The organism is Kibdelosporangium persicum (assembly GCF_013280595.1).
GTDB lineage: Bacteria > Actinomycetota > Actinomycetes > Mycobacteriales > Pseudonocardiaceae > Kibdelosporangium > Kibdelosporangium persicum.
On record NZ_JAAATY010000035.1, the window covers coordinates 75,268 to 87,527 of the forward strand.

The 12,260-nt window shown below is 68.6% G+C and carries 11 protein-coding genes; 9 read left to right on the plus strand and 2 right to left on the minus strand.

Features of this window, described 5'->3' with window-relative positions:
- Positions 1–6: 6 nt before the first annotated feature.
- The gene (locus tag GC106_RS39645) at positions 7–1,104 is read right to left on the minus strand and encodes a zinc-binding dehydrogenase (RefSeq protein ID WP_173141238.1); all 1,098 of its coding nucleotides are present in this window, start codon (positions 1,102–1,104) and stop codon (positions 7–9) included.
- 117 nt (positions 1,105–1,221) lie between these two features.
- On the opposite strand from GC106_RS39645, the gene GC106_RS39650 reads away from it, so the two are divergent.
- Positions 1,222–2,553, plus strand: a complete 1,332-nt coding sequence (locus GC106_RS39650) for an amidohydrolase (RefSeq protein WP_312873246.1) — start codon at positions 1,222–1,224, stop codon at positions 2,551–2,553.
- A gap of 7 nt (positions 2,554–2,560) precedes the next feature.
- On the opposite strand, the gene GC106_RS39655 is transcribed toward GC106_RS39650, so the two are convergent.
- Positions 2,561–3,277 (minus strand): SDR family NAD(P)-dependent oxidoreductase, encoded by a 717-nt coding sequence (locus GC106_RS39655; RefSeq protein WP_173141242.1) that lies wholly within the window; start codon positions 3,275–3,277, stop codon positions 2,561–2,563.
- Between the two features lie 75 nt (positions 3,278–3,352).
- Here GC106_RS39655 and GC106_RS39660 point away from each other — a divergent pair, with 75 nt between their 5' ends.
- The 8 genes from GC106_RS39660 (at position 3,353) to GC106_RS39695 (ending at position 11,932) form a co-directional block, all read left to right on the plus strand.
- On the plus strand, positions 3,353–4,297 hold the full coding sequence (locus GC106_RS39660) for an aldo/keto reductase (RefSeq protein ID WP_312873247.1): 945 nt from the start codon (positions 3,353–3,355) through the stop codon (positions 4,295–4,297).
- A gap of 49 nt (positions 4,298–4,346) precedes the next feature.
- Positions 4,347–5,324 carry a methyltransferase gene (locus GC106_RS39665; RefSeq protein ID WP_173141246.1) on the plus strand — a complete coding sequence of 326 codons (978 nt, stop codon included), beginning with the start codon at positions 4,347–4,349 and terminating at the stop codon, positions 5,322–5,324.
- Between the two features lie 150 nt (positions 5,325–5,474).
- Positions 5,475–6,995 carry an ABC transporter substrate-binding protein gene (locus GC106_RS39670; RefSeq protein ID WP_173141248.1) on the plus strand — a complete coding sequence of 507 codons (1,521 nt, stop codon included), beginning with the start codon at positions 5,475–5,477 and terminating at the stop codon, positions 6,993–6,995.
- Between the two features lie 17 nt (positions 6,996–7,012).
- A complete protein-coding gene (locus GC106_RS39675; RefSeq protein WP_173141250.1) occupies positions 7,013–7,954 on the plus strand; it encodes an ABC transporter permease in 942 nt (313 codons plus the stop codon).
- Positions 7,951–9,747, plus strand: a complete 1,797-nt coding sequence (locus tag GC106_RS39680) for a dipeptide/oligopeptide/nickel ABC transporter permease/ATP-binding protein (RefSeq protein ID WP_173141252.1) — start codon at positions 7,951–7,953, stop codon at positions 9,745–9,747. The genes GC106_RS39675 and GC106_RS39680 overlap by 4 nt, the downstream gene beginning before the upstream one ends.
- On the plus strand, positions 9,744–10,559 hold the full coding sequence (locus GC106_RS39685; protein ID WP_173141254.1) for an ABC transporter ATP-binding protein: 816 nt from the start codon (positions 9,744–9,746) through the stop codon (positions 10,557–10,559). Before GC106_RS39680 ends, GC106_RS39685 begins: the two co-directional genes overlap by 4 nt.
- A gap of 11 nt (positions 10,560–10,570) precedes the next feature.
- Positions 10,571–11,161, plus strand: coding sequence for a TetR/AcrR family transcriptional regulator (locus tag GC106_RS39690; protein WP_173141256.1), 591 nt, complete (start codon positions 10,571–10,573; stop codon positions 11,159–11,161).
- 45 nt (positions 11,162–11,206) lie between these two features.
- Positions 11,207–11,932 (plus strand): alpha/beta fold hydrolase, encoded by a 726-nt coding sequence (locus GC106_RS39695; RefSeq protein WP_173141258.1) that lies wholly within the window; start codon positions 11,207–11,209, stop codon positions 11,930–11,932.
- Positions 11,933–12,260 lie beyond the last annotated feature (328 nt).

Sequence of the window (12,260 nt, forward strand, 5' to 3'; positions counted from 1 at the left end):
TCCAGATCAGGCGAGACGGGGATCGATGACGGCCTTGACCTCGTCAAGACGGTGCATGGCGGTGATCCGCCCGGACGCGGACGACAGGCCGACGGGGTCACCGAAGAGCGAATCCCACGGCATCCGTTCGGCGAACGTGCGGAAGAACTCGATCGCCTGGTGATAGTCGGCGATGTCGCCGTTGAGCGACCCGACGACGGTCAGTTCCTTGCCCATCAGCGTTCCGAGGGGCACTGGCACGTCGTTCGGACCGGTACTGCCGACAATCACGACGGTCCCGCGTTGGGCTGCCATCAGCACGGCCTCATGGCCGACGGACGGTGCACCGGCGAAGTCCATGACCAGGTCCCCGCCGTGGCCGTCGGTGAGCTGCTGGACCTGCTGGACGCAGTCTGCGATGTCCACTGTGGCGTCGGCGCCGAACTGGGGCGCGAGGGCGAGTCGTGATGCCGGCGCGCCGACCGTGATCACCGTGCCGGCGCCGGAGATCCGTGCGACCGCGGTCGCGAACAGGCCGAGCGCGCCGGAACCTTGGACGACCACTCGGGAACCTGGCGTCACTCCGCCAGCCCGTGAGAACGCCCGAAGCACGGTCTTGGCCGCGCAGCCCGCCATGGCCGCCCATGTGTCCGGCACTTCGTCGGGGAGCAGCAGTTTCGCCGCCTTCGGCACGACGTACGCGTACTCGCACAGACCGGCGGTGGCGAACGGATGAACGTCAGAGCGTTGCAGGAAGCCATAACCACGGCGAGAACACGCTACAGGTTCCCGGAGGACCGTACAGCCGTAGCACTCGCCGCACGTCGATTCGGACCAGCCGATCCGAGCGCCGACCGGGATGTCCCGGCCGAGCGCGTCCCGGGTGTCCGGGCCGGTCGCGACGACCTCGCCGACCATCTCGTGGCCCAGCACCATCGGCAACATGCCCGGGAAGGACATCGTGCCGGACCAGATCTCCACGTCCGTTCCGCAGAGCGTGGCGCACGAGACGCGCACCAGCGCGGCGCCGGGTTCGATCTCGGCGGGCAGCGGGAGTTCGGCCAGGCGCAACGGTTCGCCGTGCTCGGTCAGCACCGCCGCGCGGGTGGAGGTCGGGACGGTCATCAGGTTCCTTCCGCTGGTTTCCAGGCCGTAGTGGGTTTCAGTGGGGTGTCACCGTGATGGGTTAGTCTACGTGTGTCGACAAAAATGTCGAGACCTCAGAACGTTTTGGGAGCGCCTGTGCCGACACCAGTCGCGGATCTGGTCCTGCGTGGCGGACCGGTCCACACCCTCGCCGGGCCCGGCGCCGCGACCGCGCTGGCCATCCGGTCGGGACGTGTCCTGCGCGTCGGCGCGGACGCGGACATCCGTGGTCTGATCGGCCCGGGGACCGACATCGTGGATCTCGCCGGTCGAGCCGTCATCCCGGGCATCAACGACGCCCACCTGCACGCCACCTGGCTCGGCGCGTTGTGGCCGGACACCCTGTTCGGTGACCACCCGGACCCGCGACGTCCACTGTGCTCGCCCGAGGAACGCCGGGCCGCCATCCTCGGAGCTGGAGACCTGCTGGCACGGCTGGGAATCACCAGCTACACCGAGCCGGGGCTCGGGCCCGGTGAGGACGAGGGCCCGACCGGTGCTTTCGGGATGTCGGTGGTGCGGCAATATCGCGCCCTCGCCGCCGAAGGGCTGTTACGGGCTCGTGTCACAGCCCTGTGGCTGTACGGCGAACTGGACGGCCCGAGCACTCTCGCGGACCTGCGAGCGGGATTGACCAGAGTGGACGGTTCCGGCTCGGATCGGAAGACCCTGAACTTCGCGGGCGTGAAGATCTTCGCCGACGGCATTCCGCCCATGCGCTCGGCCTACACCCACCACTGCTACGCCGACGGGTCGCGTGCGGAACTGCTCGTCGCGGGCGAGGATGACGCCGAACGCGAAGAGAACCTGACCGCCATGATCCTGGCCGCTCACCATGCCGGGCTTCAGGTGGGTGTGCACGCGACGGGGGACCGCGCGATCGATCTCGTGCTCGACGCGGTGGAACGTGCCCGTGCCGAGCGGGATGTCGATTTGCGCCACTACGTCATCCATGGCGACATGGTGAACCCGATGCAGCTCAAGCGAATGGCTCGGCTGGGTGTCGGCCTGTCGACGCAGGCGGGGATCGCGGTCCAGACCTCCGACGCGGTCAGTGCCGTTCTGGGCGCGGAGCGTGCGGAGAGTACGTGGCCGTTGCGGGACGTGCTGGACATCGGTATCCCGCTGTGCCTGACGTCCGACGCGCCAGTCCTGTCGCCGGACTGGCGGCGCGAGATCGCCGCCGCCGATGAGTGGATGGGCCCGGCTGACAACCCACGTGACCGCATGGAGACGTTGCTTCGTTGCTACACCGTGCATCCGGCCCGCCAGGACGGCGCGGAGACATGGAAAGGCACTCTCGCCGAGGGGATGGTGGCCGACCTGTGTGTGCTGGCCGCGGATCCCTTGGCGGTCACCGCGGCCGAACTGCCCGATGTCGACGTCGACCTCACGGTCCTGGGCGGGCGGGTGGTGTACGAGCGGTAGGCGCTGGTCAGGTGAGCAGTTGTCCGCCGTCCACGGGCAGGCTTGTGCCGGTGACGTGGGCGGCGTTCCCACTTGCCAGGAACATCACGGCCGCGGCCACATCCTCGACCGAGGCCAGCTGGCGCAACGGAATCCGGCTCACCCACGCCTGCCGGGCCGCGGACCCCTCGGGCATCCCGGCGGCCAGCGTCGGAGTGAGTACCGGCCCGGGCGCCACCGCGTTGACGCGGATTCCGTGCTCAGCCAGTTCGATCGCCGCCCAGCGCGTCAATGCGTCCACGGCCGCCTTGCTGCTCTCGTAGCCGCCCATCCCGGGGGTCGGCTGCCGCCCGCCGATCGACGACAGGTTGACGATGACGCCAGGCTGGCCTTGTCCGACCATCCTGCGGGCTACCTGTTGGATCATCAGGAAAGTGCCGTAGACGTTCGTGTGCAGGATCTGGCGCATGTCCGAGGCGGGTAGCTCCAGCAGTCTGCCGTGGACGCTGAGCAGACCCGCGTTGTTGACCAGCACGTCAACCGGTCCGACCTGGTCGAGCGCCTGGCCGATCGACGTGTCGTCGGTGATGTCCATGGTCACGCCGCGCACGCCGAGCGAGCCTGCCGCGTCCTGGACGTCGTCGATGTCGGCGATGACGACGTCGTCACCTGTCTTGGCGAAGGCGGTCGCGATCGCGCGGCCGATCCCGCCGGCTCCTCCGGTCACCAGCACGGTCCGTGTCATCGGCGTCCCTTCCGTGGAGTGGGCTTATTGTCTATGGTCGTAGAAAATAAACCCTCGGCGGCGCGGGAGGAAGCAGTGCGATACCGCCGGCTGGGCACACGTGAGGTGCCCGTGCTGTCGTTCGGATCTTGGAACACCTGGGATCGCATGGCGTTCGACGAGGCGGTGGCCATGATCGCCCGCGCCGCCGAACTCGGCTGTGCCTTCTTCGACGTCGCCCACTACGACATGGGCCCGCACGCCGAGAACTCCCGGACCGATCTGATCTTCGGCAAGGCCGTCCGCGAAGCCGGTCTGGCCAGGCAAGACTGGCTCTACTGCGGCAAACTGTGGCTCTGGGACTATCCCGGCACGGGTTTCGCCCGGCAATTGGCGACCTCGCTCGAACGCGTCGGGGTCGACCGTGCCGACATGGTCGTCGTCGGTGACTACTTCGCCGGCCTTGACGTCGAACGCGTGGTCACGGACGTGGCCGAACAGATCGCCGAAGGCCGGTTCGGCACGTGGGGTGTCAACAACTGGCGGTTCGCCGACGTGCGGGCGGCCATCGACATCGCGCGCCGCCGTGACCTGGTGCCGCCCACGTTCGCTCAGCTCAAGTACGGGCTCGCACGCCGGTCCATGGCTGAAGGCGCCTGTTACGCGTCCCTGTTCGAGTCGGGCGAGTTGGCCTTGCAGGCGTCGGATGTGTTCGAAGGTGGCCTGCTGGTGGGCAATCTCCACCCGGGCCGCAAGATCGGGGCGGATGTCGGCGGGATCCGGCAGCGGATCGTCGCCGCGTGGCCGCGGGTGCGACGGGTGGCTCGCGAGCTGGACGCGTCCCCGGCTCAGCTCGGGATCGCGTTCTGCCTGGCGAATCCCGCGACGGCCAATGTGTTGGTGGGCGCGTCACGGCTCGCGCAGCTGGAGGAGAACGCCGGCGCCGTGGCGTTGCTTGATCGGGTTGGTGCGGAACGGATTCGTGAGCTGACCGGCGAACTGTGGCTCGACCGTGACGTTGCCGCCGACGGCACCTGGTGACCACGCCGCTTTTTGTCTACAGTCGTAGAAACATCGGAGAGGAGTCGGGATGGTCGTCTCAACCCCGGATCGCATCGTGGACATCGCCATCGGCTACATGGGTGCCAAGCAACTGTTCGCCGCGTCCCGGATCGGACTTTTCCGCGCGCTGGCGGACGGTCCACGCACGGTCGCGGAAATCGCCGACGTCACAGGTGTCGGCAGGCAGATGGTCCGCGTCCTGGCGGACGCGATGAACGCGCAGGGCCTGCTCGATCGCGCGGACGGCCGCTACAGCCTCGCCGCGGACGCCGCGGAGTACCTCGGTGGTGGGGGAGCGACCGATCTGGCGCCTTTTCTGACGTTCCTCAACGAAATCAGCTACGGCCACTGGCTGCGGTTCGACACCACAGTGGACACGACCAAGCCTGGCGACCTGCAGATGGACGACGGCCGGTTGGCCACGTTCATGGCCGGGGTGATGCGCTACAACGCGCTGCACGCCGCGATGCTGGCCCGCGCGTTCGACTTCACGCCGTACCGGTCCATGTTGGACTTCGGCGGACTGTCGCCGGAGTTCGCCGTCGGCGCGATGCGGGCCAACCCGGACCTGTCGGTACGGTTCGTCTTCGCACCCGCAGCCACCCAAGGGATCTCCGATGCGGTGGCGGCGGCGGGATTCAGTGGCCGGGCCCGGATCGAGCCCGCGGCCACCGAGGCGGCCGAGCCCGGTGGTGAACACGACATCGTGATGGTGAACCACGTGATCCATCGCTTCACCCCGGAACGGAACCAGGCGATCCTGGCGCGTGCTCGTGCCGCGGCGAGTCCGGGTGCGACACTGCTTTTGCTGGACTTCTTCCTGGATGACGACGAACGGCAGCGACGGATCGACGCGCTGCACGCGGGGGAGTACTTCGTCATCGACGGCACCGTGGTCTATCCGGAGTCGGACGTGCGTACGTGGCTGGCGAGTGCGGGCTGGCGGCCACGTGATGTGCTCGCACTGCCGGGCAGTCCGCGAGTACTCGTCGCTGATGCGATCTGAGGTCACGTTGTAGCTGGTCAGCGACCCATTGATTTTTTTGCCGACAGACGTAGACTATCCCGCACGAGAGTGAGCCAGGTCTCACCAGTACCAGCCCGCGGCGGTGCGTGACTCCCGCCGGCAATGCAGCTTTCCCGAGAGAGGGACTCGATGACGAGGACTCTGACAGCGGCGGTGGCGGCGGTGGCAGTGGCCACCGTGCTGGCCGGATGCACCAGTTCCAGTGGCGACACCGGTGCGGGTGCGGGCACCGGCGAGCTGAAGGCAGGCGTGTTCCTGGACGTCACGTCCTGGGACCCGGCCAACGCCGACATCGGTTTCGACGGCCCGTACCTGTCCGCCGTGTACGACCCGCTGGTCGCGCTGGACAAGGACGCCAAACCGGTGCCCGCGCTGAGCACGTCCTGGGAATGGTCGGCGGATCGGCTGACGCTCACCATGCGGCTGCGGGACGGTGTCACGTTCGACGACGGCCAGAAGTTCGACGCCGCCGCGGCGGTCACGAACCTCCGGCACCTCAAGTCCGGTGTCCGGTCCGGGCAGGCGTACCTCAACGTCGCCGGCATCGAGGCGAAAGACCCGGGCACGGTGGAGATCCGTCTGTCCAAACGGGATGACTCGTTGCTGTACTTCATGGGCCTTGGCCGCAGCTGGATGGTCTCACCCACGGCCATCCAGTCCGGTGCACTGGCCAACGGCCCGGCCGGGTCGGGGCCCTACGCCTACGACAAGGCAGCGTCCACGCCGCAGTCCCAGTACGTCTTCACCAAGAAGCAGAACCACTGGGACAGCGCGACCTATCCGTTCCCGGCCGTGCGGCTGTTCCCGATCACCGACCAGACCGCCAGTTTCAACGCCATGCTGTCCGGCCAGCTCAACGTGCAGTTCGCCAACGCGGCCAACAAAGCCAAGGCGCGCGAGAACGGCTGGAACATCGCGCAGAAGGCGGCCTCGTGGGTCGGCGTCCAGTTCGCCGACCGGACCGGCGAACAGGTCAAGGCGCTCGGTGACCAGCGCGTCCGGCAGGCGATCAGCCTCGCGTTCGACGCCGCCGGCATCCTCAAGGCGGTCGGCAACGACGCGGGGACCGTCACCGACCAACTGTGGCCTGTGGACAGTCCGGTCTACGACAAGTCCATGAACGGCAAGTACAAGACCGACATGGCCAAGGCGAAGCAGCTGCTCGCCGACGCCGGATACCCGGGCGGTTTCACCGTGCGGATGCCCATGTCGCCGATCTTCCAGGCGTGGCAGCCCGCCGCGAACCAGACGTTCGGCGAACTGGGCATCAAGGTGGAATGGCAGGACATGGCCATGCCGGACTACCAGAAGAACGCACCGACGTACCCGATGTTCCTCGCGGTGATCGCCATGGACGGCAACGACATGGCCACGCTGACCGATCAGGTCACCTCGGCCCAGTGGTACAACCCGAACCCGTCGGTCGACGCTTTCCCCGAGGTGAAGGCGTTGGTGGAGCAGGCAGAGCGCGCCGAGCCCGGACCCGCGCAGACCCAGCTGCTCAGGCGGCTCAACGCCACCCTCGTCGACCTGGCCTGGTGGGATGTCTGGTACCAGGCCGACAACATCTACTTCAGCGTCAAGGGGATCACGGTGACCCCGGTCACCGGCATGATGTTCCCGACGCTGCGGTTCATCCAGCGCGGCTGAGTCTGCTGAGGACGCACATGCTGAGGTTCATCGCCAAGCGCCTGGTGTCCGGGATCGTGCTGCTCGTGGTCGTCACCAGTGGGACCTTCTTCCTCGCGCACCTCGCGGTCGGCGACCCGACCGCGGGACTGCTGGGCAACAACGCGACGCCCGCCCAGCAGGACGCGCTCCGTGCCAGGATCGGCTACGACCAGCCGGTGCTCACCCAGTTCCGGCAGTGGTTCTCGCGCGCCGTCACCGGGGACTTCGGCACTTCGTGGCGCAACTTCCAGCCCGTCGCCGACCAGATCGCCTTGCGGGTCCCGGTGACGTTGTCGGTGGTCATGGTCGCGACCGTGCTCTCCGCGGTTCTTGGCCTGGCCGTGGGGGTGGCGTGCGGGCTGAGGCCCGGCGGCCCGCTGGACCGCGTGCTCAAGCTCGCGTCCGTGGTGCTGTTCGCGTTGCCCGGCTTCTGGGTCAGCCTGGTGCTGGTGACGTGGTTCGCCATTCAGCTGAAGTGGTTCCCCGCGATCGGGTACGTCTCCCCGGACCGCTCGGTCGGCGACTGGCTGCGGTCGATCACGCTGCCGTCGGTATCGCTGGCGCTCGGCGCGATCGTCATGGTCGCCGAGCAACTGCGCAACGGGTTCCTCCAGGTCACCAACCAGGATTTCGTCCGTACGCTCCGAGCCAGAGGCCTGTCGCGTCGACGCGTGACCATGCATGTGCTGCGCAACGCCTCGCCTGCCGCGCTCACCACGTTGGCGCTGATGTTCGTCGGGCTGCTCGGCGGCGCGATCGTGGTGGAGATCGTGTTCAACCTGCCGGGCATCGGCAGCCTGACCCAGTCGGCGTCGCAGATCGGTGACATTCCGGTGCTGCTCGGCCTGACCGCGGTGACCGTGGTGTTCGTCGTCATCGTCAACTTCCTGCTCGACCTCGTGCTCGGGTGGGTCAATCCGAAGGTGCGTGAGCGATGACCGCGGCCCCGTTCCCCGCGACTCTGGCGCCTGTCAAACGAATCCCGCTGTGGCGGCGCTACCTGCGCCGGCCCCTCGGGGTTGTCGCGCTCGCTGTGTTCGCGGTCGTGGTGGCCGTCGCGGCGCTCGCCTCGTGGCTGGCGCCGTACGACCCGAACTTCGTCGACTTCGCCATCACGCATGCTCCTCCCGGCAACGGGCATCCGCTCGGCGGTGACTCCGCCGGTCGCGACATCCTCAGCCGCCTGCTGGCCGGCGCCCAGACGACGTTGTACGGCGCGGTGATCACGTGCGTGGCCGGTCTCGTCCTCGGCGTCCCGGCGGGCGTGAGTGCGGGTTATTTCGGTGGCGCCACGGACAGGATCTGTTCGTGGATCAGTGACGCGTTGCAGTCCGTCCCGGGCATGATCGTGTTGCTGGTGGTCGCCGCGGGCACCGGCCAGAACTTCACCGTCCTGATGGTGGCTTTGGGCGTGTTCCTCGCGCCCGGCTACTACCGGATCGCGCGGGCCCGTGCGCTGGCCGTGCGCAAGGAGCCGTACATCGACGCCGCGCGAGTCGCGGGCGTGACGAACGCACGCATTCTGCGTACGCACATGCTGCGAGCGGTGTACGCGCCGATCATCGTGCAGACGGCCTTGACGGCTGGGATCGCCATCGGCATGCAGGCCGGGCTGCAGTTCCTGGGCATCGGGTCGGCGTCCACGCCGAGCTGGGGCCAGATGATGAACGACGGCTTCCAGAACATGCTGACGTACCCGCTGATCCTGCTGTGGCCGTCGATCGCGCTGGGAGTCACGATCGCTGCCCTCGCGTTCATCGGCTCCACGCTCGCCGACCTGGTCAGCGTCCGCGTCGAACTGCCGACCCGCCGCGGCGTGGCCCGGGTTCGTCAGGCACTCGAGGCTGGGACGTCAAGCGGCACGCATGCGCACCAGGCCGCGGACTGCGCGCTGCGAATCGAGAACCTCCGCGTCGGATACGCGTCGCCGACGGGGGTGAAGAAGGTGGTCCGCGGCGTGTCCCTGGACGCGGCACCGGGCGAGGTGCTCGGCATCGTGGGCGAGTCCGGGTCGGGCAAGACGCAGACCCTCTTCTCGGTCCTGGACCTGCTTCCGCCGGGCGGCACCGCGGTCGCCGACGGCATCTGGGTCGGCGGCGAGGAGGTCAGCCGCCGGTCACCGAAAGAGCGCGCCGCCCTGCTCGGCCGGTCGATCGGCTACGTGCCGCAGGAGCCGATGACCAACCTGGACCCGTGTTACCCGATCGAACGGCAACTCGCCGAACCGCTGAGGCACGTGCACGGCCTGTCGAAGGCCGAGGCCAGGCAACGGGCCAGGGACATCCTCGTGCGGGTGGGGATCACGGACCCGGACCGGGTGCTGGCGGCGTATCCGCACCAGATCTCCGGCGGCATGGCGCAGCGCGTACTCATCGCCGGGGCCGTCGCCGGGCGGCCGTCGCTGCTGGTCGCCGACGAGCCGTCGACCGCGCTGGATGTCACAGTGCAGGCGGAAGTCCTTGAGCTGCTCCGGGAACTGCAACGTGAGTACGGCATGGCGCTGGTCATCGTGACGCACAACTTCGGTGTCGTCGCCGACATCTGCGACCGCGTCGTGGTGATGAAGGACGGCCGGGTCGTGGAGACGGGCCCGGTCGAACAGATCTTCCGCAGGCCCGCTGATCCGTACACCGCCGAACTCATCAGCGCCTCGCTGGACGACGCCGAAGGCCGCGACGAACTGGACGAGACATGGCTGGACCGACGTACTGCTCAGGAGGGTGCGCGATGAGCGCGCTGCTCGAGGTGGAGAACCTCGTGGTCGACTACCGGCTGCGCGGCCGGACCCGGTTCCGTGCCCTGAAGGGGGTATCGATCACGGTCAAACCGGGCGAATGCGTCGGCTTGGTGGGGGAGAGCGGCTCGGGCAAGTCGACCCTGGGCAAGGCCGTGCTCGGGCTCGCCGCGGTGGCATCCGGCCGGATCACCTTCGACGGCAAGGAGATCACGCATGCGCGTGGCCGCGCCCGGCGGGGCCTGGCCAGCGACATCCAGGTCGTGTTCCAGGACCCGTACGGTTCCCTGGATCCCACGATGACCGTCGGCGAGGTGCTCGCCGAGCCGTTGGTGGTGGCTGGAACGTCGCGTGTGCAGGCGCGTGCCGTCGTCACGGGCATGCTCGACCGCGTGTGCTTGCCTGCTGACGCCGTGCACCGGTATCCGAGCGAGTTCTCCGGCGGGCAACGCCAACGCATCGCCATCGCTCGGGCGCTGGTCCGCCGCCCCAGGCTCGTCGTGTGCGACGAGCCGGTGAGCGCGCTTGACCTGACCACCCAGGCGACCATCCTGGACCTGTTCGTCGACCTGCAGCGGGAGACTGGCGTGTCGTACCTGTTCGTCTCGCATGACCTCGGTGTCGTGCGTCGTGTCTGCCACCGGGTGTCCGTGATGTACCAGGGGGAGATCGTGGAGACCGGCCTCACTCGTCAGGTCACCCAGGACCCGGTACACCCGTACACACGACGGCTCCGGCTCGCCTCACCCGTCGCCGACCCGGAACGCCAGGCCGAACGCCGCGCCACGTGGCTCGGCCTGCGCGACTAGAGTCGGTAGTCATGCCGAAGATCATCGACCACGATCAGCGGCGTCGGGAGATCGTCGAGGTCGCGAAGAAGCTGATCATCGAGGGCGGTTTCGAGGCGGCCACCATGCGCAGCATCGTCACCGCCGCCGGTTTCGCCAACGGCGCGCTCAAGCACTACTTCGACAGCAAGGACGCCATCATCGCGGCGACCTTCCAGAGCGTGCTGCACGAGACCGAGCAGCACATGTCCAGCCTGGACCCGAGCCTCAGCCCGATCGAGGCACTGCGCGGTTTCGTCGAGGCCGCCATGCCGCTGGACCCGCACCGGATCAAGTCCGGGCGCGTGCTGCTCGTGCTGTGGGAGCACTCGGTCGCCAACCCCGCTCTGGCACGTCAGTACCGTGACCTCCTCACGAGCTGGCGGGCCGAGCTCTGCCAGCGGATCGCGGCCGCGCGGGACAAGTGCGAGTCGCCGGACGCACCCGCGGTCGGCGTGCTCGCGGACGAGATCATCTCGGTCGCCATCGGCGCCAACGTGGCCAGCCTGATGCACCCCGTGGGAAAGCTGATCGACCGCTACAGCGCCTACATCGACGCGCTGATGGAACGGATCGCCGACTGATCCCAGGGTCTGGACCACCTTCGGGTTTGTGTCTACGCTTGTAGAATGAAAAGCGTCGCCGCTCTGCCCGTCACCCACACTCAGCCCGCCGCGCAGGTCACCGGACCGCCCGTCGTGCTCGTGCACGGCTTCGCGAGCAGCGGCGCCGCCGACTGGCCGGCCGACCGCTGGAGCGAACCGCTCGCCAAGGCGGGCCGGGAGACGTTCGTCGTCCACCTGCCGGGGCATGCCGGCGGACCCGCTGCCGAGTCCACAGCGGACGTCACCACCGGCAACCTGGTGCGGCGCCTGGCTGACGGGCTGCCGTCCAGCCGGATCGACCTGGTCGGTTACTCGCTCGGCGCCCGTCTGGCGTGGGACCTCGCGGCCACGCGGGCGGTGCCGGTGCGCAGGCTGGTGCTCGGTGGGATGAGCCCGACGGAACCCTTCGGCATGGTCGACCTCGCCGCCGCCCGAGCCGCCGTCCGCGGTGGACCGTCACCTGCCGACCCGCTCACCACCGCGATCACCGGCATGGTCCGCGATCAGGATGCGGACTCGCTGTTGCGGGTCGTCGAAGGTCTGGCCCGGGAACCGTTCGACCCGGCTGCCCGGGTCCCGCGGGTGCCGACGCTGTTCATCGCCGGTGAGGACGATCCGATGTCGCAGGGGATCGACCGGCTGGCGGCACTCGTGCCGCACGCGCTTCTGCAGCGCGTGCCCGGCGACCACCGCGGCGCGCTGACCAGCGAAGAACTGCGCACTACCGTGTTCCGGTTCCTCGACGTCTGACGACAGCTGTTCCGCGATGGCAGGCGGATGCCGCGGCATCCACCCGCGAAGACCGCACGCCCAGCGGCAGCACCGAAACCCACCCGCCCGGGCCCGGGACGGCGATGCGTCGCGGTAGTGGGCGCCCGGGCCAGCACAGTGGCCCAGCCACTGGGCAGGCCCTCGATCACCGGCGTGGCGCCCGCCTGGTAGGCGGATCGTCGTGAGCCACCGCGCCAGCGCTGAAGTGCCCGGCAGGGTCTCGCCCTGCGCGACGGAAGCCAACGACGTCGGCAAGAACCGGCCCGTCGCCGGCCCGGTGTGTCTCGCGGAACCCGGCCCCACCTGC